Annotated in this window: 18 protein-coding genes; all 18 read left to right on the top strand. The window is 39.7% G+C overall.

Annotated features, from left to right (window positions below; translation table 11 throughout):
• Window positions 1–90 precede the first annotated feature (90 nt).
• The gene (locus B7696_RS05100; RefSeq protein ID WP_084862528.1) at window positions 91–501 is read left to right on the top strand and encodes a GNAT family N-acetyltransferase; all 411 of its coding nucleotides are present in this window, start codon (window positions 91–93) and stop codon (window positions 499–501) included.
• Between the two features lie 45 nt (window positions 502–546).
• On the top strand, window positions 547–705 hold the full coding sequence (locus B7696_RS10430; protein WP_083279222.1) for a hypothetical protein: 159 nt from the start codon (window positions 547–549) through the stop codon (window positions 703–705).
• Window positions 706–883: 178 nt separating this feature from the next.
• The gene (locus B7696_RS05090; RefSeq protein WP_084862526.1) at window positions 884–1,729 is read left to right on the top strand and encodes an ABC transporter ATP-binding protein; all 846 of its coding nucleotides are present in this window, start codon (window positions 884–886) and stop codon (window positions 1,727–1,729) included.
• A gap of 15 nt (window positions 1,730–1,744) precedes the next feature.
• Entirely contained in the window at window positions 1,745–2,473 is a 729-nt protein-coding gene (locus tag B7696_RS05085; RefSeq protein WP_049552261.1) for an ABC transporter permease, read from the top strand.
• A 377-nt stretch (window positions 2,474–2,850) separates the two neighbouring features.
• Window positions 2,851–3,060, top strand: coding sequence for a helix-turn-helix transcriptional regulator (locus tag B7696_RS05080; protein ID WP_001107500.1), 210 nt, complete (start codon window positions 2,851–2,853; stop codon window positions 3,058–3,060).
• Complete coding sequence (locus tag B7696_RS05075) at window positions 3,050–3,538, top strand: DUF6773 family protein (RefSeq protein WP_033680009.1); 489 nt, start codon at window positions 3,050–3,052, stop codon at window positions 3,536–3,538. Before B7696_RS05080 ends, B7696_RS05075 begins: the two co-directional genes overlap by 11 nt.
• 114 nt (window positions 3,539–3,652) lie before the next feature.
• A complete protein-coding gene (locus tag B7696_RS05070) occupies window positions 3,653–5,113 on the top strand; it encodes a nicotinate phosphoribosyltransferase (protein ID WP_084862524.1) in 1,461 nt (486 codons plus the stop codon).
• Window positions 5,110–5,934 (top strand): ammonia-dependent NAD(+) synthetase, encoded by an 825-nt coding sequence (gene nadE, locus B7696_RS05065; protein ID WP_084862522.1) that lies wholly within the window; start codon window positions 5,110–5,112, stop codon window positions 5,932–5,934. Before B7696_RS05070 ends, nadE begins: the two co-directional genes overlap by 4 nt.
• A gap of 399 nt (window positions 5,935–6,333) precedes the next feature.
• Window positions 6,334–6,882: a GNAT family N-acetyltransferase gene (locus tag B7696_RS05060; protein WP_084862520.1), complete on the top strand. Its 549-nt coding sequence runs from the start codon at window positions 6,334–6,336 to the stop codon at window positions 6,880–6,882.
• Between the two features lie 166 nt (window positions 6,883–7,048).
• Window positions 7,049–7,759, top strand: coding sequence for a thiol-disulfide oxidoreductase-associated membrane protein CcdA2 (gene ccdA2, locus B7696_RS05055; RefSeq protein WP_084862518.1), 711 nt, complete (start codon window positions 7,049–7,051; stop codon window positions 7,757–7,759).
• Window positions 7,760–7,772: 13 nt separating this feature from the next.
• Window positions 7,773–8,336 (top strand): redoxin family protein, encoded by a 564-nt coding sequence (locus B7696_RS05050; RefSeq protein WP_084862517.1) that lies wholly within the window; start codon window positions 7,773–7,775, stop codon window positions 8,334–8,336.
• Window positions 8,337–8,345: 9 nt separating this feature from the next.
• Entirely contained in the window at window positions 8,346–9,458 is a 1,113-nt protein-coding gene (gene msrB, locus B7696_RS05045; protein WP_084862515.1) for a peptide-methionine (R)-S-oxide reductase MsrB, read from the top strand.
• 70 nt (window positions 9,459–9,528) lie between these two features.
• Window positions 9,529–10,266: a response regulator transcription factor gene (locus B7696_RS05040; protein ID WP_004261873.1), complete on the top strand. Its 738-nt coding sequence runs from the start codon at window positions 9,529–9,531 to the stop codon at window positions 10,264–10,266.
• Window positions 10,263–11,954 (top strand): cache domain-containing sensor histidine kinase, encoded by a 1,692-nt coding sequence (locus B7696_RS05035; protein ID WP_084862513.1) that lies wholly within the window; start codon window positions 10,263–10,265, stop codon window positions 11,952–11,954. The genes B7696_RS05040 and B7696_RS05035 overlap by 4 nt, the downstream gene beginning before the upstream one ends.
• A gap of 114 nt (window positions 11,955–12,068) precedes the next feature.
• The gene (locus B7696_RS05030) at window positions 12,069–12,632 is read left to right on the top strand and encodes a TIGR01440 family protein (protein ID WP_192856285.1); all 564 of its coding nucleotides are present in this window, start codon (window positions 12,069–12,071) and stop codon (window positions 12,630–12,632) included.
• Window positions 12,633–12,634: 2 nt separating this feature from the next.
• Window positions 12,635–18,547: a ZmpA/ZmpB/ZmpC family metallo-endopeptidase gene (locus B7696_RS05025; protein ID WP_084862510.1), complete on the top strand. Its 5,913-nt coding sequence runs from the start codon at window positions 12,635–12,637 to the stop codon at window positions 18,545–18,547.
• Window positions 18,548–18,607: 60 nt separating this feature from the next.
• On the top strand, window positions 18,608–20,329 hold the full coding sequence (gene pabB, locus B7696_RS05020) for an aminodeoxychorismate synthase component I (protein ID WP_004261863.1): 1,722 nt from the start codon (window positions 18,608–18,610) through the stop codon (window positions 20,327–20,329).
• Between the two features lie 89 nt (window positions 20,330–20,418).
• A partial coding sequence (locus B7696_RS05015; RefSeq protein ID WP_084862579.1) for an Ltp family lipoprotein occupies window positions 20,419–21,626 on the top strand: 1,208 nt, incomplete at its 3' end.

Genomic DNA, 21,626 nt, shown 5'->3' with positions numbered 1-21,626 from the left:
CATCAACTCAGGTTGGTGAGTTTTTGCTAGTTTGACAGTCTATTGAAATAAGACTATAATCAAGCTGTAACAGTATTTAAGGAGATTTAGATGTACTTTAGATTGGAAAATAAGGAATCCCATAAATCACAAGAAATAGGGAATCTGATTCGTGCTTATAATCGTTCAAAAAGAGAAGAGGCTGAAAGTAAGCCACTTAATCTTTATGTCGAAGATGAAAAGGGCAATCTCCTGGCGGGTTTGATAGCAGAGACTTTTGGAAATTGGCTAGAAATCGAGTATTTATTTGTAAAAGAGGAACTTAGAGGGCAAGGAATCGGTTCAAAACTATTGCAACAAGCAGAAACTGAAGCTAAGAATCGAAACTGTCGTTTTGCTTTTGTCAATACCTACCAGTTTCAAGCTCCAGATTTTTATAAAATGCATGGCTACAAGGAAGTCTTTAGCTTACAAGACTATCCCTACATTGGGCAAAGATATTATTACCAAAAGAATCTGTAAGATGAATATGAAAGCATAAATCAAAGAGGGGTTCTTGACATAAGTATGAAGGGGATTCTCGATAAATACCAGTTAAATCCTACAAATTGTGTCTTTCTAGACGATATTGAAGACAATGCAATCGTAGCTGAGAAATTGGGAATCAAGTCCTATCAGGTTAAGAAAAGAAGTGATGTCGTCGATATTTTGAAATCCTATATTTAAACTTAACACTCTCTATTTTTATGGTAGAGAGTTTTTTGTTAATAAAATTTTACAAAATGACATTTATATATTGCATTAAGTTAGATATATGATATAATGTTGTTAAAAAGAGGCGCAACTTTTTAAAATTAATGATGATCAAAGAGAAAACCAAGAATATTAATGGAGGAATTAAAAAATGGAAGTTATAAATGTAAGTAAAAATTATGGTCATTCAACCATTCTCAAAGATATAAATTTCGCACTTAATAAGGGTGAAATTGTTGGTCTAGTAGGGAGAAACGGAGTTGGCAAGAGTACATTGATGAAAATTCTTGTTCAGAATAATGAACCGAATTTAGGGAATATTATAAGTAGTGATAATGTTGGGTATTTAATCGAAGAACCAAAATTATTTTTATCTAAAACAGGTTTAGAGAATTTAAAATATTTGTCAAATTTATATGGTATTGACTACAATCAAGAAAGATTTGGAAGTTTGATCCAAGAGTTAGATTTGACTCAGTCTATTAATAAAAAAGTAAAGACCTATTCTTTGGGTACAAAACAAAAATTAGCTTTGCTTCTAACTCTCGTTACGGAACCTGATATATTGATTTTAGATGAACCGACTAATGGTTTAGATATTGAATCATCACAAATAGTTTTAGCGGTTCTAAAAAATTTAGCTTTACATGAAAATGTGGGAATTTTAATATCGAGTCATAAATTAGAAGATATTGAAGAAATTTGTGAGAGGGTTCTTTTCTTGGAGAACGGGCTTTTGACATTTCAAAAAGTAGGAAAAGATAGTCATAATTGCTTGTTTGAGATAGCTTTTTCATCAGCTACAGATAAAGACATTTTTATTACCAAACAAGAATTTGGGGATATTGTTCAGAAAGAGGGACTGAGAATTACTATGTCTGGGAATATTCAAAGTAGTGAGCTTTTTAAATTTTTTAACGAAAACTCTATTAAAGTAGTTGATTTTGAAACTAAAAAAGAGACGCTTAAAGATATTTATCTAAATCGTTCAAAATAAAGGAAGGTTATAATCATGAAATTAAATAAATTGAATTTTCTTAAGGAAAATATAAGAGATTTATATTCATCAGGCGTAATATATCTCGGTTTGATTATCTCGTTTATACCGCCGATATTGGTTACATTCTTTATTCTAAAGACTCAAGGGACATCGCTTGGTATTAAGCATATTTCAAACTTTTATGCTATGCTCGGTATGTTAATGGCTATTATACATGCAAATCGAATTATTAGCAGGGATTTTTCCCACAATACGATCAGTTTATTTTATAATCAACAGAAAAATCGGATGATTTACGTCTGGTCTAATTTTCTATATGTCATCTCAGTTTCCATTATTTATTCTTTGAATGGCATTGTGCTACTAGTCATCGTAAGTAAATTGGGTGTTCCAGGTGATTTAGGATTAGATTTTATAGTATCCATTGTAGTCAATACAATTTTGTTAGTCCTATTTTATTTTCTATTATCTTATATTTTCTATTTATACAAATTGAAAAGTGGCTTGGTATTTGGTATTTTAGTAGCTTTACTACTCTTTATCCCTAATATATTAAATACGATTATGATGAATACTAGTAATGATTTGTTTATCAAAGCAATTGAACTTCTTCCTTTTTATTCTTTACCTGTATTTGTAGCTTCAAATACGATGTCTATTAGTCAGTATCTTGTGGTAATCACTACAATCATTTTACTGTACTTGTTCACTCTCAAGAAAAGCAAGGAGTATTCATTTTAGTTTTATTTAGTATTATTTTGCAGACTTAAAATCCAGCAAAAATCAGTCATCTTGCTATGCTCCTGCTCTTGTTGTGTACACGTTTTTGTCTTATGCTAGACTCATTTCCAAAAGCATTATATAATAGTGATATGAAAGCAATTAAATAAGAATACAAGCAATCAAAACTCGTTTAAAAGACCCTACTAAAGCTAATACTAAACAAAAAATCAAATAGCAAACTAGGAAGTTTATTTCAAACAATCCAACATACTGATTTTAGTCTGAAGATAATATTGGAGTGCTAATTAATGAGGTTATAATAAATAGCTGACAGCTTGTGTTGATTTTGGATTTTTTAAGAGTAGATGAGTATTAAAACTATAAGGAGGACGCAGGTGGCTAAAAATTTAAAATTAAAATTAGCTCGGGTAGAGCTTGATTTAACTCAAGGTCAATTGGCAGAGGCTGTGGGGGTGACGCGCCAGACTATTGGTTTGATAGAGGCAGGGAAATACAATCCCAGTCTCTCGCTTTGCCAGTCTATTTGCAGATGTTTAGGAAAAACCCTAGACCAACTATTTTGGGAGGAAGAAGATGGTAAATAAATTCATTCATTATCAATTACTTGACGAAAGAGAAGAACAACTAATCAATAAAGCTGGGGCAGAGTCTTTTTCACTCTTTATTGGGCTTGTACTTCTAAGCTATTTGGTGGCAGTGTTGGCTCCATCTCTTTTTAATCCGAATTTTCTAGTCTATACTCTGATAGTAGGAATTTTCTTCTTTTTCAATCGTGCCCGTTATCTGGGAGTGACCTACTATAGTCGTTTTCATTTTACGATTTTGGGTTGTTTTTTCCTAACCTTGGCTATTACGGCTCTTTTGATGTTACAGAATTATCAATTCAACATAGAAGTTTATCAGCACAATCCTTTGAACGTTAAATACCTATCTGCTTGGGCAATTACTTATGTTATTTACCTTCCCTGGGTCTTTATTGGCAATCTTGGTCTTAAGAGCTATGGCGAATGGGCTCAGAAAAAGTTTGAACAAGATATGGATGAACTGGAGAGTGGAGAATAGCTTGTTACTCTTTTCTCAATCCAGCTAAAATGTGATATAATAGTACTAATTTATTGGAATACATGAAAGTTTTTGAAAATTTCATGTGTTTCTAGCTAAGGAAGTAGGAAAAGTATGTATCCAGATGATAGTTTGACATTGCACACGGACTTGTACCAGATTAACATGATGCAAGTTTACTTTGACCAAGGGATTCACAATAAAAAGGCGGTCTTTGAGGTTTATTTCCGCCAACAGCCTTTTAAGAATGGCTATGCGGTTTTTGCAGGTTTAGAAAGAATTGTGAACTATCTTGAAAACTTGCGTTTTTCAGATAGTGATATTGCCTATTTGGAGTCGCTTGGTTATCATGGTGCATTCTTGGACTACCTTCGCAATTTCAAGTTGGAGTTGACCGTTCGTTCTGCCCAAGAAGGGGACTTGGTCTTTGCTAATGAACCGATTGTACAGGTGGAAGGCCCTCTAGCTCAATGTCAGTTGGTCGAAACTGCTCTTTTGAACATCGTCAACTACCAGACCTTGGTGGCGACTAAGGCAGCTCGTATTCGCTCGGTTATTGAAGATGAACCCTTGATGGAGTTTGGGACACGTCGGGCTCAAGAAATGGATGCGGCTATCTGGGGAACACGCGCAGCGGTGATTGGTGGCGCCAATGGAACCAGCAACGTGCGCGCTGGTAAACTCTTTGACATTCCTGTCTTGGGGACTCATGCCCATGCCTTGGTGCAGGTTTATGGCAATGATTATGAGGCTTTCAAGGCTTATGCTGCGACCCACAAAAACTGTGTATTTCTTGTGGACACCTATGACACCCTTCGCATTGGGGTACCCGCTGCTATTCAGGTGGCTCGTGAGCTAGGTAACCAGATTAACTTTATGGGTGTGCGGATTGATTCTGGGGATATTGCCTACATTTCCAAGAAAGTTCGTCAGCAACTGGACGAGGCTGGATTTACAGAGGCTAAGATTTATGCTTCTAATGATTTGGACGAAAATACTATCCTCAACCTCAAGATGCAAAAGGCCAAGATTGATGTCTGGGGTGTGGGTACCAAGTTGATTACAGCTTATGACCAGCCAGCTCTTGGGGCAGTTTATAAGATTGTTGCAATCGAAGATGAAAATGGCCAGATGCGCAATACTATCAAGCTGTCAAATAATGCTGAAAAAGTGTCTACACCAGGTAAGAAGCAGGTGTGGCGCATTACCAGTCGTGAAAAAGGCAAGTCAGAAGGAGACTATATCACTTATGATGGCGTAGATGTTGCCAGCATGACAGAAATCAAGATGTTCCACCCGACTTATACCTATATCAAAAAGACCGTTCGTAATTTTGATGCAGTTCCTCTATTGGTGGATATTTTTAAGGATGGGAAATTGGTCTATGACTTACCAAGTTTACCTGATATTCAAGCCTATGCTCGTAAGGAATTTGACAAGCTCTGGGACGAGTACAAACGGGTGCTCAATCCGCAACACTATCCAGTGGACTTGGCGCGTGATGTATGGCAAGACAAGATGGACTTGATTGACAAGATGCGTAAGGAAGCCCTCGGTGAAGGAGAAGAAGAATGAGTTTGCAAGAGATTATTATTCAAGAACTAGGCGTGAAACCAGTGATCGATGCCCAAGAAGAAATCTGTCGTTCTATTGATTTCTTAAAAAGATATCTGAAAAAGCATCCCTTCCTTAAAACTTTTGTACTAGGAATTTCTGGAGGACAAGACTCAACCTTAGCAGGACGATTGGCTCAACTGGCCATGGAAGAACTGCGAGCAGAGACGGGTGATGACAGCTACAAATTTATTGCGGTCCGCCTGCCTTATGGAGTACAAGCCGATGAAGCAGATGCTCAAAAAGCTCTAGCCTTCATCCAGCCAGATGTCAGCTTGGTTGTGAATATCAAGGAGTCTGCAGATGCTATGACAGCTGCAGTTGAAGCGACAGGTAGTCCTGTTTCAGATTTTAACAAGGGCAATATCAAGGCACGTTGCCGTATGATTGCTCAGTATGCCCTTGCTGGTTCCCATAGAGGAGCGGTCATTGGAACAGACCACGCTGCGGAAAATATCACAGGCTTCTTTACCAAGTTTGGTGATGGTGGTGCAGATATTCTCCCTCTTTATCGCCTCAATAAACGCCAAGGAAAACAACTCTTGAAGGAACTTGGTGCAGACCCAGCCCTTTATGAAAAAATCCCAACAGCAGACCTAGAAGAAGATAAACCAGGTCTAGCTGACGAAGTGGCCCTTGGAGTCACTTATGAAGAGATTGACGACTACCTAGAAGGAAAAATAATCAGCCCAGAAGCTCAAGCAACTATCGAAAACTGGTGGCACAAAGGCCAACACAAACGCCACCTACCAATCACCGTATTTGATGACTTTTGGGAGTAAAAAGGTCCGGGGGACCTTTTTAGCTTCTTGCCCTGAAATTAAAAAGCAAGAAAAACCTCCAGTGGAGGTTTTCAGCCTCTCACCTTGGAATAAGAAAGTGAGAGAAGGTCCGGTAACTCACAGAGTTCGATTTCGTCGTCTCACCCCCGCAACGATGACTAGGTTTGAAAAAGCTTGCTAGAGCGCATTTCAAACCAGACAGCGACTGCGTCAAGTAACTAGATGAAAAACTTGTTTTTTAGTTGTTACTGAGTTTAGTCTTTTTACCCCGAGCATGGAAACAGGTAAGCGAAGAAGGTCCGGGGGACCTTTTTAGCTTATTACCTGGAAATTAAAAAGCAAAGTAAATTTAAATTGAGGTTGGACATAGAATCATCTATCAGAAAGCGAGGTAGAGTCATGAAAGCAATCGGTACGCAAATATTACAGACAGAGCGTTTAACCTTGCGAAGATTTGTGGAAAGTGATGCAGAAGCTATGTTTCAGAATTGGGCTTCATCCGCTGAAAATCTGACCTATGTCACTTGGGATCCCCATTATGATGTCGAGGTGACTCGAAATTCGATTCGTAATTGGATTGCCTCCTATGCAAATCCCAACTATTACAAATGGGCCATTTGCCTCAAAGAAAATCCGGAGAAAGTTATAGGAGATATCAGCATAGTTGCAATAGATGATAACGATTCTTCTTGTGAAATTGGTTATGTGTTAGGCAAGAAATACTGGGGTCATGGTATAATGACGGAGGCCTTGAAAGCTGTCTTGGATTTCTGTTTTACTCAAGCAGGTTTTCAAGATGTCAGAGCACGATATGCTAGTCTCAATCCAGCTTCAGGTCGTGTCATGGAGAAGGCTGGAATGTCCTATCTAAAGACTATTACCAATGGTGTAGAGAGAAAAGGCTATCTTGCGGACCTTATTTATTATCAGATAAGTATGGAAGACTAGTGAAGTTTCTTTTCAGTTTCCATCAAAGTCAGACCTTGTCTGGCTTTTTTTGAACCATTTTTTACATAACCTGATTAAATTCCTATTTTTCCCTATCATTGTCCCTGTTTTTTCTGGAGTTTTAGGGCTATAATAGTCCTATCAAATCAAAGAATGGAGGAAGGCAATGGATAATATAATCTTTTTAATCAGTGTTTTTCTTGCTGGAATTCTTTCCTTCTTTTCTCCTTGTATTTTACCCTTGTTACCGGTCTATGCAGGGGTCTTGTTGGATGATAAAGATGGTGCTCAGATTTCTAGTGGCAAATTTTCAATCTCAGTTGTTAGTTTATTGCGAACTCTAGCTTTTATAGCGGGGATTTCCTTTATCTTTATCCTACTGGGTTATGGCGCTGGCTTTTTAGGAGACCTTTTGTATGCTTCTTGGTTTCAGTATGTGACGGGTGCAGTTATCATTCTCTTGGGCTTGCACCAGATGGAAATCTTACATTTTCAGGGACTCTACAAGGAAAGAAGGCTGCAACTAAAGAGACAGGAGCAAAAGGGTAAGGGCTATAGTCAGGCATTTTTACTGGGGTTGACTTTTAGTTTTGCTTGGACGCCTTGTGTAGGGCCGGTTCTTGGTTCTGTTTTGGCCTTGGCGGCTTCAGGTGGCTCAGGTGCTTGGCAGGGAGCTGGTCTCATGTTGGTGTACACGTTAGGTTTGGCGCTACCATTCTTGGTTCTAGCCTTAGCCTCCAGCTATGTTTTGAAACATTTCCGAAAACTACATCCCTACCTCGGAACCCTCAAAAAAGTGGGTGGTTTCCTCATAATCGTAATGGGAATTTTGGTGCTTTTAGGAAATGCTTCTATTTTGACAAGATTATTTGAATAGAGAGGAAGAAGAAATGAAAAAATGGCAAACATGTCTCCTTGGAGTCGGATCAATCTGTTGCTTGGCAGCCTGTTCGGCTAAAAACATGCCAGACGAATCTACTATGAAGGAGCAAACCAAAACAGAACAAGTCAGTGCGCAAACTGCTACTAAAGGTCAGGCGGTTGCTGATTTCGAACTGACGGGAGTAGATGGCAAGACCTACCGCTTGTCTGATTACAAGGGAAAGAAAGTCTATCTCAAATTCTGGGCTTCTTGGTGTTCCATCTGTCTAGCCAGTCTTCCTGATACGGACGAAATTGCTAAGGATGCTGGTGATGATTATGTGGTCTTGACAGTAGTGTCACCAGGACATAAGGGGGAACAAGCAGAATCGGACTTTAAGAACTGGTACAAGGGCTTGGATTATAAAAATTTCCCAGTTCTAATTGACCCGTCAGGCAAACTATTGGAAAGTTATGGTGTTCGTTCTTACCCAACTCAAGCCTTTATAGACAAGGAAGGTAAGCTGGTCAAAACGCAACCAGGTTTTATGGATAAGGATATGATTTTAAAGACATTGAAAGAAATGGGGTAGAGAAAGGTCATGAATGATAAAGTAAAATTGTTTGTCTTGGCAGGAATCTTTTTCCTAGCCATAACCGGTTTCTATTTTCTATTGATGCGAAATGCAGGGCAGACAGATAGCTCGCAAATTGAGAAAGCATCAGTTAGCCAAGGAGGAAAAACAGTGAAAAAAACAGAAATTAGTAAAGATGCAGACTTGCATGAAATTTATCTAGCTGGAGGATGTTTCTGGGGAGTGGAGGAATACTTCTCACGCGTTCCCGGAGTAACGGATGCTGTTTCAGGCTATGCAAATGGTAGAGGGGAAAAAACCAAGTACGAATTGATTAACCAAACAGGTCATGCGGAGACTGTCCATGTCACCTATGATGCCAAGCAAATTTCCCTCAAGGAAATCCTGCTTCATTATTTCCGCATTATCAATCCAACCAGCAAAAATAAACAAGGGAATGATGTGGGAACCCAGTACCGTACTGGTGTTTATTACACAGATGACAAGGATTTAGAGGTAATCAACCAAGTCTTTGATGAGGTGGCTAATAAATACGACCAACCTCTAGCAGTTGAAAAGGAAACCTTGAAGAATTTTGTAGTGGCAGAGGATTACCACCAAGACTACCTCAAGAAAAATCCAAATGGCTACTGCCATATCAATGTCAATCAGGCAGCCTATCCCGTCATCGATGCCAGCAAATACCCCAAACCAAGCGATGAAGAATTGAAAAAGACCTTGTCACCTGAGGAGTATGCAGTTACTCAGAAAAATCAAACAGAACGGGCTTTCTCAAACCGCTACTGGGATAAATTTGAATCTGGTATCTATGTGGATGTGGCAACTGGCGAACCCCTCTTTTCATCAAAGGACAAGTTTGAGTCTGGTTGTGGTTGGCCTAGTTTTACCCAACCCATCAGTCCAGATGTTGCCACCTACAAGGAAGATAAGTCTTACAATATGACGCGTATGGAAGTTCGGAGCCGAGTTGGAGATTCTCACCTTGGCCATGTCTTTACGGATGGACCACAGGACAAGGGTGGCTTGCGCTACTGTATTAATAGTCTCTCTATCCGCTTTATTCCCAAAGACCAAATGGAAGAAAAAGGTTACGCTTATTTACTAGATTATGTTGATTAAGAGGGCTTTCCTAAGCAGTTAGAGGAGAATTTTGCTATACTGATACTAGTAAGTGACAAAGGAGAGAAGCATGACCTACACAATCTTAATCGTAGAAGATGAATATCTGGTAAGACAAGGCTTGACCAAACTGGTCAATGTAGCAGCCTACGATATGGAAATCATCGGTCAGGCTGAAAATGGAAGACAGGCTTGGGAATTGATACAAAAGCAGGTGCCGGATATCATTTTAACCGATATCAACATGCCTCAGCTAAATGGCATCCAGTTGGCCAGTCTGGTCCGAGAAACCTATCCTCAGGTTCATTTGGTCTTTTTAACTGGTTACGATGATTTTGATTATGCTCTGTCTGCTGTCAAACTCGGTGTGGATGACTACCTGCTTAAGCCCTTTTCTCGTCAGGATATTGAGGAAATGTTGGGGAAAATCAAGCAAAAGTTGGATAAGGAAGAGAAAGAAGAGCAGTTACAAGATTTATTAACCGATAAGTTTGAAGGAAACATGGCCCAGAAAATCCAGTCCCATCTGGCTGATAGTCAGTTTAGTTTAAAGTCTTTGGCCAGTGACTTGGGCTTTAGTCCGACTTATCTGAGTTCTTTGATTAAGAAAGAGTTGGGCCTACCTTTTCAGGATTATCTGGTGAGAGAACGTGTCAAACAAGCTAAGCTCTTGCTTTTAACTACAGATCTGAAGATTTATGAGATCGCAGAGAAAGTTGGTTTTGAAGATATGAACTATTTTACCCAACGTTTTAAACAGATTGCAGGTGTGACACCTCGTCAGTTTAAGAAGGGAGAAGGCCGATGAAGCGTTCTTCTCTCCTAGTCAGAATGGTTATTTCCATCTTTCTGGTCTTTCTCATTCTCCTAGCTCTGGTTGGGACTTTCTACTATCAATCTAGTTCCTCGGCCATTGAGGCTACTATTGAAGGCAATAGCCAAACGACTATCAGTCAGACTAGCCACTTTATCCAGTCTTATATCAAAAAATTAGAAACCACCTCTACTAGTTTGACCCAGCAGACGGATGTCCTATCCTATGCTGAGAATCCCAGTCAAGACAAGGTCAAGGGAATTCGAGATCTGTTTTTGACTATCTTGAAGGCAGACCAGGACTTGAAAACTGTTGTTCTTGTGACTAAATCCGGTCAGGTCATTTCTACAGATGACAGTGTGCAGATGAAAACTTCTTCTGATATGATGGCTGAAGAATGGTATCAAAAGGCCATTCATCAGGGGGCTAAGCCAGTTTTGACACCAGCTCGTAAATCAGATAGTCAGTGGGTCATTTCTGTCACTCAAGAACTTGTTGATGCAAAGGGAGCTAATCTGGGCGTGCTTCGTTTGGATATTTCTTATGAAACTCTGGAAGCCTATCTCAACCAACTCCAGTTGGGTCAGCAGGGCTTTGCCTTTATCATCAATGAAAATCATGAATTTGTTTACCATCCTAAACACACAGTTTATAGCTCATCTAGTGAAATGGAGGCCATGAAACCTTACATTGAGACAGGGCAGGGTTATACTCCAGATCACAAATCCTACGTCAGTCAGGAAAGGATTGCTGGAACTGATTGGACGGTGCTTGGTGTGTCCTCGTTGGAGAAGTTAGATCAGGTTCGGAGTCAACTCATGTGGACCTTGCTTGGAGCCAGTGTCACATCTCTTCTTGCCTGTCTCTGCTTGGTGTGGTTCAGTCTCAAGCGCTGGATTGCTCCTCTGAATGACTTGAGAGAAACCATGCTGGAGATTGCTTCTGGTAATCAGAATCTTCGTGCCAAGGAAACTGGTGCCCATGAACTGAGAGAAGTGACTCGCCAGTTCAATGCCATGTTGAATCAGATTGATCAGCTGATGGCAGCTATTCGCAGGCAAGAAGAAACGACCCGTCAGTACCAACTTCAAGCCTTGTCGAGCCAGATTAATCCGCATTTCCTCTATAACACCTTGGACACCATCATCTGGATGGCAGAATTTCAGGATAGTCAGCGAGTAGTTCAGGTGACCAAGTCCTTGGCGACCTACTTCCGCTTGGCGCTCAATCAAGGCAAGGACTTGATTTCCCTGTCTGACGAAATCAACCATGTCCGCCAGTATCTCTTTATCCAAAAACAACGCTATGGAGATAAGCTGGAATACGAAATTGATGAAAATCCTGCCTTTGATAAGCTAGTCTTGCCAAAGTTGGTGTTACAACCCTTGGTAGAAAATGCCCTGTACCATGGCATTAAGGAGAAGGAAGGTCAGGGACATATTAGAGTTTCTGTTCAGAAACAGGATTCAGGATTGGTCATCCGTATTGAGGATGATGGGGTTGGTTTCCAAGATGCTAGCGATAGTAGTCAAAGTCAACTCAAACGTGGGGGAGTTGGTCTTCAAAATGTTGACCAACGGCTCAAACTTCACTTTGGAGAAGATTACCAAATGAAGATTGATTCTATTCCCTCAAAAGGTACGACAGTTGAAATATACATAAATAGAATAGAAACTAGCTAACTCCCAGTCAATTCTGGGAGTTTTATGCGTAATTGGGCAAGCTTTCTAGGTTGTCTATCTTGCTAAAAAGTAGAAAAAACGATATGATAGATAATGACAAAAGAGGTATCAAGTATGAAGGAAAAAGACATTCAAAGAGAAACAAGCCAGATTGTAAAAGATGTATTAGAAAAGGCCAATTTGAAGCAAGGATCTATCTTTGTTTTGGGCCTTTCTTCTAGTGAAGTGATAGGTGGTCAGATTGGCAAGGAATCCAGTCAAGAAATTGGGGAAATCATTGTGAAGACCATCCTAGATATCTTAGAGGAAAAAGGAATTCATCTAGCTGTTCAAGGTTGTGAACATGTCAATCGGGCCCTCGTCGTTGAACGTCAGGTGGCAGAGCAGTTTGGTCTGGAAATCGTCAGTGTCCTTCCTACCCTTCATGCAGGAGGGTCAGGTCAGTTGGCAGCCTTCAAGTTTATGCAAGATCCAGTTGAGGTTGAATTTATCAAGGCTCATGCTGGATTGGATATCGGAGACACCTCAATTGGCATGCATGTCAATCATGTTCAGGTTCCGATTCGCCCTCTTTTGAGAGAAATTGGGCATGCCCATGTAACGGCTCTTGCTAGCCGTCCAAAATTAATTGGAGGTGCGCGTGCGCACTATCCACAAGATTCTATTAGAAAGTCATAAGAATGAGAAAAACAAAACAACAACTAGAAAAAATCACAAAATATTCGATTCGTAAGCTAACTGTTGGGGTAGGTCCTGTAGCTATCGGGGCCTTCCTTTTTGGTGCTAGTACCCTTTCAGTAGATAAGGTGCAAGCCAATGAAGTGGGTGGTGCTCATAGTGTTCATTACCGATATTTGGCGGAGCAGGAATTGACCGAGTCTGAAAAAGCCTTAATTCACCATGAAGTCCCTTCGGAGTTTCAAGAGGATGATATTATCTATGCAGTGTATCGAAAGAAAGTTAGTACCTACCAAGAACTTCCTTATACAGGGAGTAAAGAATTAGCCTTGGCTGGTATAGGGTTGGCTACGGCTTCTTTGGCTGTTTTATTAATCTCTAAAAAACATCGTGGTAAGGTGCTTGGTGTCTTATTAATTAGTTCGATTGGTGCAAGCAACTTTGTTCCTTTCACCACATTTGCGTTTGAAAATAAAGAGTTACTTTCTTATAACCAAACTATTTCAGCCTCTACACATGAAGGTTTGGCTGAAGGGATTATACACATTGATGGCTATGAATACATTGGTTACTTCAAGGAAGCAGAACTTCACCCATCAAGACCAGCTTCAGCTGAGAAGCCTCAGTTGCCAGTAGAAAAGCAAAGTGCAAATGAAATCGAGAAGACAGAAGTAGTTCAAGAAACACCAGTTTCTGAGAAACCTCAGACAAGACTGGAAGAGAGCTTAGTGGATATTCCTTTTGAAACAGTCACAAGCCCATATACCAATCTAGCAGAAGGACAGACTCGTATTGTCACAGCTGGAGTAAATGGTCAGCGTCGCCTTGTAACCAAAGTATCGATGGTTAATGGTCAAGAAGTTAGAGAAGTCATCGAAGACCAAGTGGTTCAAAATCCTGTTTCGCAAGTCATTGCAGTCGGAACTAAGAAAGAAGAGCAACCTGCCCCAACTCCAGTACCACAAGCTGAACCAACGCATCAAGTAGCTAAAGGAACGCAAGAGGCAGGCAAAGAAGGTCAAGCCTTAACGCAACCAACCTTACCAGAGGCTCCAGTTGAAGCAAAAGGAACCCAAGAGGCAGGCAAAGCAGGTCAAGCTCTAACACAACCAGAACTTCCAGAAGCTCCAGTTGAAGCAAAAGGAACCCAAGAGGCAGGCAAAGCAGGTCAAGCTCTAACACAACCAGAACTACCAGAGGCTCCAGTTGAAGCAAAAGGTACCCAAGAGGAAGGCAAAGCAGGTCAAGCTCTCACACAGCCAAAATTACCAGAAGCCCAAGTAGAAGTAAAAGGTACACAAGAGGAAGGTAAAGCAGGTCAAGCCCTTATAAAAGAACAGTTACCTGAGTACAAAGTAACTGAGGGAGCGGTTACGAAAGAAACTACTACTGAGATTGACTATAAGACAGAAATTATCGAGGATCCAACCAAATATACGGATGAAGAAACTGTAGTTCAAGATGGAGAAAAGGGCAGTAAAATTACCAAAACGACTTATAAGACTCTCGAAGGTGTTGAGACTGACCAAGTTTTAAATACAACAACTACTGTTGTCAAAGAACCAGTCACTAAAAAAATAAGCCGTGGGACAAAACCAATTGAAGGAACTCTGGTGGAAGAAAGTCTTGAAAAGATTCCATTTAAGGAAGTTCTTAAAGAAGATGACCAACTGAAAAAGGGTGAAAGAGTTACTGTCCAAGAAGGAAAAGATGGGCAGAAAAAAGTTACCAAGACTTACAAAACTATCAAAGGTTTAAAAACTGAAGAAGCACCTAAAATTGTGGAACAGGTTCTGGAGTTAGACCAAGATCGTATCGTCAAATTAGGAACTAAAAACTTTGAAAAACCAATCTTAAGTTTGTCACTTGTTGATGTTAATGATTTGAAACGTTCATCTCAAATTCGTTATAATTTGGAAAATCCAAGTAAAGCAGCCATTAAATCTATCACTCTAACTCTGAAAAAGGGTGATGAAATTGTTAAAACTTTGAATGTTTCACCAGACGACTTGACAACGACCTTGACAGATTTGCAGTACTACAAGGATTATAAACTTAAAACTAAGATGGTTTATGACCGTGGTGAGGGTGATGAGGAAGAAGTTCTGAAAGAAGAACCGCTAAGAATTGACCTCAAAAAAGTTGAAATCAAAAACATCAAAGAAACAAGCTTGATGAGTGTGGATGCTGACGGTAATGAAACAGATACTAGTTTGCTGACAGAAAAACCAACTGATCTTGCTCCGCTTTATTTACGAGTGACCACTCATGACAATAAAATAACAAGACTGGCTGTTGACAAGATTGAAGAAGTAGAAAAAGACGGAAAAACTTTATACAAAGTCACTGCCAAAGCACCTGATTTGATTCAACGGAATGCTGACAACACACTTAGCGAAGAGTATGTCCATTACTTTGAAAAACAAAAAGCACACGATGGTGATGTATATTATAGCTTTAACGACCTAGTAACGGCTATGAAAGCTAATCCAAGTGGTACCTTTAAACTTGGTGCAGATTTGAATGCAGCAAATGTACCAACTCCGAATAAACAATATGTACCTGGTAAATTTAGCGGAACTTTAACAAGTGTTGACGGTAAACAATATACCATTCATAATATGGCTCGTCAGTTATTCGATAACGTTGAAGGCGGTACAGTTAAAAACATTAACTTAGGTAATGTTGATATTAATATGCCTTGGGTTGACAATATTTCTGCTCTTGCTAGAACTGTTAAAAATGCTACGGTTGAAAATATTAAAGTAACTGGTAGCATTCTTGGAAGAGATGGAATTGCTGGTATTATTAATAAAGGAGATACGGGAGCTCAATTAACAAATGTTGCATTCATCGGCAATCTTACTGGTGTTGGTAACAGAGGTTGGGATTTCGGTGGTATTGCCGGAGAGCTTTGGAAAGGTAATATAGATAAAGCTTATGTAAATGCTAATATGGTAGCTAATAAAGCTCGTATCGGTGGTCTTGTTGCTAGAACGGACAACAGTGGTGACCCTAACGGAATTGGTAAATACGGGGCTGTCCGTAATGCTGTTACAAAAGGAACTATTAAAGTAAAAGATCCTGTTGAAACAGGTGGATTCATCAGTAAAAACTGGGCATGGGGTAAAGTTGCTGACTCTGTGTCTATGATGAAAGTTGAAAATGGTGAAGTATTCTATGGATCTAAAGATATTGCTGAAGATGATGGTTACTTCTCAAACAATGCATTAGAACGTAACTTTATAGTTAAAGATGTAAGTACAGGTAAGCGTTCATTTAGATTCTCTACCTCTGATAGAATTAAAGAGGTTTCTCAAGAAGAAGCAGATAAGAAAATTGCAACATTAGGAATTACAGCTAATGATTATGTTATCAATCCTCTTGTTTCAGATACACTAAATAATGTAAAACCAAAATCTGACACTTACAAGGACATTCAAGATTACAATGCTTCTCGTGAGCTTGCTTACCGTAACATCGAAAAACTTCAACCGTTCTACAACAAAGAATGGATTGTAAATCAAGGAAATAAATTAGCCGCTGATAGTCCATTAATGACTAAAGAAGTATTGTCTGTAACTGCAATGAAAGGCAATGACTTTGTCACAGACCTTACAGATGCTGACCATATTATGGTTCACTACGCAGATAAGACAAAAGATATCTTTACAATTGCACCTAAAGATTCTCAAGTGAAACAAGTTAAAGAATACAGCGTGGCTGAATTGGGTGAAGTCGTTTATACACCAAACATGGTTGTTAAAGATCGTGCAGATTTAATCAGCGCTATTGAAAGTAAGTTAAGTCCAGTTGAACTGCAATCTGACCCGATTTACCAACACTTGGGTAGAACTGGTGGTAACAAAGTCAATGCAATTAAAGATTTGTACTTAGAAGAAAGCTTCAAGTATGTTAAAGATAATCTTAATCAATTCGTTACGAAGTTAGTGGAAAATGAAGATCACCAGCTTAACACTGATGAGGCTGCTAAACGTGCCTTGATTAAGAAAATCGATGACAATAAGGCCGCAGTTCTTCTTGGTTTGTCTTACCTCAACCGTTACTACGGAGTTAAATTCGATGACTTTAATATTAAAGAGTTAATGTTATTTAAACCTGACTTCTATGGTAAGAATGTTAGTGTGTTAGACTTTTTGATTAAGGTTGGTTCTAAAGAAAGTAACATTAAAGGTGATAGAACTTTAGAAGCTTATCGCGAAACGATCGGTGGAGTTATCGGTATAGGCGAGTTAAACAGTTTCTTAGACTATAATATGCGTCTATTCACAAGTGATACAGACTTAAACGATTGGTTCATAAAAGCTACTAAAGATAATGTATATATCGTTGAACCTAAAACAACAACTCCTGAATTTGCTGATAAGAAACATAGAGCATACGAAGGATTAAATAACGACATGCACGGTAAGATGATTTTACCACTTCTTAACTTAAAAGATGCGCATATGTTCTTAATCTCAACATATAACACTATGGCATACAGTTCATTTGAGAAATACGGTAAGAATACTGAAGCCGAACGTGAAGCATTCAAAGCTGAAATCAATAAAGTCGCTAAAGGTCAACAAAATTACCTAGATTTCTGGTCTCGTTTATCATTAGATAAAGTTCGTAATCAACTACTTAAGAGCAACAACATGGTACCAACTCCTGTGTTAGATAACCAAAACTATAAAGGCATCAGCACAGATAAATACGGACATACGAACAGTGGTAAGGATGTAGCACCTATCCGTGAATTATACGGACCAACAGGTCGTTATCATGCTACTGACTGGCGTATGGGAGCTGTAGCTCGTATTTACGGTAACCCTTATAAGGATGATTCAGTCTTCTTCATGGTTACTGATATGATTAGTGACTTTGGTATCTCAGCCTTCACTCACGAAACAACTCACGTAAATGACCGTATGGTTTACTTAGGCGGTTCAAGACACCGTGAAGGTACTGACCTAGAAGCATTTGCACAAGGTATGTTACAATCACCTGCTGAAACAAGTCCAAACGGCGATTTTAAAGCACTAGGATTGAACATGGCCTACGAACGTCCAAACGATGGAAACCAATGGTACAACACTAATCCAAACGATCTTGCATCTCGTGCAGAAATCGATCATTATATGAAAGGTTTCAACGATACTCTAATGCTTCTTGATTACCTTGAAGGAGAAGCTGTAATCGATAAACACAGTAAAGAACTAAATAACGCTTGGTTCAAGAAAGTAGATAAGCAACTTCGTGGAGCTAATACGAAGAACCAATACGACAACGTTAGAGATTTAAATGCAGAAGAAAAAGAATATAATTTAACATCTGTTAACGACTTAGTAGAGAAAAACTTCATGACTAAGCACGGTCCTGGTAATGGTCAGTATGATCCAACTGGATTTGGCTCTGCCTATGTAACTGTACCAATTACAGCTGGTATCTATGGTGGTAATACGAGTGAAGGTGCTCCAGGAGCAATGTCATTCAAACATAACACCTTCCGTATGTGGGGTTACTTTGGATATGAAAAAGGATTCTTAAACTACGCTTCTAACATGCTGAAAAATGAGTCTAAACAAGCAGGTCATGCTACTCTAGGAGATGACTTCATCATTAAGAAAGTTTCTGATGGTAAATTTAGTAGTCTAGAAGATTGGAAGAAAGAATACTTCAAAGAAGTTGTTGATAAAGCAAAAGCAGGATTTAACCCTGTTACAATTGACGGTACTACATACAGTAGTTACGAAGACTTGAAGAATGCATTTGCTGCTGCCGTTGATAAAGATAAAGCAACTCTTAAAAATGGATCAGTTAAATTTGATAATACTGTATCACTTAAAGAGAAATTATTCAAAAAACTTCTTCAACAAACAAACAGCTTTAAAACTTCAATCTTTAAATAATCGAAATCTCTCATCTGCTTTGCGGATGAGGGTTTTCTTATTTTGTGCTATACTTAAGATATGCATAGAAAAACAGTGATTGATTTTAGAGCTTTGGGGGAGAGATACACCTTTACCCAGCCCATTAAAGAGTTAAAAACGAGAGATTTAGCAGAAGTGGAAGATTTGCTGGCACAAGTGGAGAGCTACCAAGAGCAAGGCTATTATGTGGTGGGCTATGTCAGCTACGAGGCTGCACCTGCTTTTGAGGAGAAATTAGCAGTTCATAAAGCTCCTTTACTGGCAGAGTATCTGCTATATTTTACCGTTCATGATAGCGTAGAAACTTCCCCTATTCCTCTGACTTATGATGAGGTTGATTTGCCTTCAAATTGGCAGGAAGTGACGTCTGCAGCAGACTATGAAAAGGCGATTGCACAGATACATCATCATTTGCGGCAGGGAGACACCTACCAGGTCAACTACACAGTCCAACTCAAGCAGGAGTTGTCTGCCAATCCTTTTGCCATCTACAATCGTATGGTGGTAGAGCAGGAGGCAGGCTACAATGCCTATGTGGAACATGACGAGATGGCAGTCATTTCCATGAGCCCAGAGCTCTTTTTTGAGCAGAATGGCCGCGAGTTGACAACGCGACCAATGAAGGGAACGACTCAGCGGGGAATGACTGATCAAGAAGACTTGGAGCAGGCCAGTTGGTTGGAACAGGATCCCAAAAATCGCTCTGAAAATATGATGATTGTGGACCTCTTGCGCAATGATATGAACCGTATTTCAGAAGTGGGCAGTGAGCATGTGGAGCGTCTGTGTCAAGTGGAGCAGTATTCTACTGTTTGGCAGATGACTTCGACCATCAAGAGTCAGTTGCGAGAGGATGTTGACCTTGTTGAAATCTTCCGTTCTCTCTTTCCTTGCGGTTCCATAACGGGAGCTCCAAAAATTGCGACTATGGAAATCATTAAGGAGTTGGAGCCACAACCGCGCGGAGTCTACTGTGGAACGATTGGTCTCTTGCTTCCAAATGGACGACGGATTTTCAATGTTGCCATTCGGACGATTCAACTGCATCAAGGGAAAGCCATCTATGGAGTTGGAGGTGGGATTACTTGGGATAGCACTTGGGAGTCTGAATACCGTGAGGTTCATCAAAAGGCAGCTGTTCTCTATCGTAAACAAGCTCGTTTTCAGCTAATTACTACTGGGAAAATCAGCCATAAGAATTTGCTGTTTGAAGAACAACATCTGGAAAGACTGAGAAAAGCTAGTCGTTATTTTGCTTATCCTTTTGATCCAGAAGAACTGAAACAAAAGATAGAGGAAGAGTGTCAGGCTTGTGATGCTAATCAAGATTACCGCTTGCGAATCAGCCTTAGCAAATCTAGAGAGATAGAAGTCGATCGCCAAGTATTAACACCCCTCAGTACAAGCTTTTGTCAGGCCCAACTTTGCCTTCAGGAAGCCAATTTGAAACAAGCCTTTACCTACTTCAAAACGACTCACCGACCGCATTTGAACCTAGGGGAACAAGAGAAGGTTTACCATAATAAGTCTGGAGAGCTACTTGAAACCTCTATCGGAAATTTGGTTCTGAAAATCACTGGAAAACTCTATACACCGCCTATCCGACTGGGAATCTTGCCAGGAATTTATCGTCAGCATTTGCTGGAAAGAGGACAGGTAGAAGAGAAAGTCTTGACCTTGGCAGATTTAGCCCAAGCAGAAGCTATTTACGGCTGTAATGCAGTGAGAGGCTTGTATGAGTTGCAAGTGATAGGATTGTGAGTTTTAGCTATTAATAGCTTTTAGTATATATTAATACATATTTTTGTTATAATGTAATCGTAAACAATAAAAATTTAAAGGAGATTTTTATGAGAAAATCAAAAAAATTTTTGGTTACAAGTTTAGCAGCAACTACTCTTGCACTTGTTTCTTTTTCAGATACAATGGGGGTGTTGCCTTTCTCGCCTCAGAAAGTATCTGCTCAAGAAAAGGATGCGTCTAAAAATGGTAAGATTGTAAAAGAGAATACAAAACCTGCGCCGAAGCCGGCACCAAAACCCGCGCCGAAGCCGGCACCAAAACCTGCGCCGAAGCCGGCACCAAAACCTGCGCCGAAGCCGGCACCAAAACCCACGCCGAAGCCAGCACCAAAACCCGCGCCGAAGCCAGCACCAAAAACTGCGCTGAAGCCAGCACCAAAACCAGCGCCGAAGCCGGCACCAAAACCTAAAGAAACAACTCCTAAACAGGATAAATCACAATCTAAAGTTCAGTCTGGCTGGGTAGGAAATTACTACCTCAAATCAGATGGGAAGAGAGCTAAAAATGAATGGGTAGATGGTGGTCGTTATTATGTTGATTCTGATGGAAAAAAGGTTAAAAGTGACTGGATTTATGATAAAAAGCATGGTTCCTATTATTATCTAACAGCAGAAGGAAGCTCTGCTCGCAATAAATGGATAGGAAATTCTTATCTCAAATCAGATGGGAAGATGGCCAAGAATGAATGGGTAGATGGCGGTCGTTACTATGTCGATTCTAAAGGTTATATGGTGAAGGATAAATGGGTAGATGGTGGCCGTTACTATGTAGGATACGATGGTGTGCGGCAACCAAAACCAGCAGATGGGAACCAGTACAATGCTGCTTTAGAAAAGGCAAAGAGTTATAATTCGTGGGCAAATATGTCAAAAAAAGCTCTCTATGAGCAATTAACGTGGCATGGTTTTTCAAGTTCAGCAGTGCAGTATGCCATCGATCACTTGAATGCAGATTATAAGGCAAATGCCTTAGCTAAAGCAAGAGAATATCGAAAATATAGTAATATCTCAAAAACTGAAATTTATGACAGGCTAACTTCTTCTTGGTTTGGAAAATTTACAAAAGAAGAAGCAAACTATGCCATTCAAAAACTTAATCTACCATCAGAAGGCAGCCATGTTCGCAATAAATGGGTAGGAGCTTATTATTATAAATCAGATGGAAAGATGGCCAAGAATGAATGGGTAGATGGCGGTCGTTACTATGTCGATTCTAAAGGTTATATGGTGAAGGATAAATGGGTAGATGGTGGCCG

Source organism: Streptococcus mitis (assembly GCF_002096815.1).
Taxonomy (GTDB): Bacteria; Bacillota; Bacilli; order Lactobacillales; family Streptococcaceae; genus Streptococcus; species Streptococcus mitis_AD.
This window is presented reverse-complemented; position numbering and strand designations above follow the sequence as displayed.

Bases quoted from the DNA above. Each gene is read 5' to 3' on its own strand.
- ccdA2 (WP_084862518.1), top strand. From the start codon at position 7,049: ATGGATAATATAATCTTTTTAATCAGTGTTTTTCTTGCTGGAATTCTT.
- B7696_RS05070 (WP_084862524.1), top strand. From the start codon at position 3,653: ATGTATCCAGATGATAGTTTGACATTGCACACGGACTTGTACCAGATT.
- B7696_RS05025 (WP_084862510.1), top strand. From the start codon at position 12,635: ATGAGAAAAACAAAACAACAACTAGAAAAAATCACAAAATATTCGATT.
- B7696_RS05050 (WP_084862517.1), top strand. From the start codon at position 7,773: ATGAAAAAATGGCAAACATGTCTCCTTGGAGTCGGATCAATCTGTTGC.
- B7696_RS10430 (WP_083279222.1), top strand. From the start codon at position 547: ATGAAGGGGATTCTCGATAAATACCAGTTAAATCCTACAAATTGTGTC.
- pabB (WP_004261863.1), top strand. From the start codon at position 18,608: ATGCATAGAAAAACAGTGATTGATTTTAGAGCTTTGGGGGAGAGATAC.
- nadE (WP_084862522.1), top strand. From the start codon at position 5,110: ATGAGTTTGCAAGAGATTATTATTCAAGAACTAGGCGTGAAACCAGTG.
- B7696_RS05030 (WP_192856285.1), top strand. From the start codon at position 12,069: ATGAAGGAAAAAGACATTCAAAGAGAAACAAGCCAGATTGTAAAAGAT.
- B7696_RS05040 (WP_004261873.1), top strand. From the start codon at position 9,529: ATGACCTACACAATCTTAATCGTAGAAGATGAATATCTGGTAAGACAA.
- msrB (WP_084862515.1), top strand. From the start codon at position 8,346: ATGAATGATAAAGTAAAATTGTTTGTCTTGGCAGGAATCTTTTTCCTA.
- B7696_RS05090 (WP_084862526.1), top strand. From the start codon at position 884: ATGGAAGTTATAAATGTAAGTAAAAATTATGGTCATTCAACCATTCTC.
- B7696_RS05075 (WP_033680009.1), top strand. From the start codon at position 3,050: ATGGTAAATAAATTCATTCATTATCAATTACTTGACGAAAGAGAAGAA.
- B7696_RS05100 (WP_084862528.1), top strand. From the start codon at position 91: ATGTACTTTAGATTGGAAAATAAGGAATCCCATAAATCACAAGAAATA.
- B7696_RS05060 (WP_084862520.1), top strand. From the start codon at position 6,334: ATGAAAGCAATCGGTACGCAAATATTACAGACAGAGCGTTTAACCTTG.
- B7696_RS05085 (WP_049552261.1), top strand. From the start codon at position 1,745: ATGAAATTAAATAAATTGAATTTTCTTAAGGAAAATATAAGAGATTTA.
- B7696_RS05035 (WP_084862513.1), top strand. From the start codon at position 10,263: ATGAAGCGTTCTTCTCTCCTAGTCAGAATGGTTATTTCCATCTTTCTG.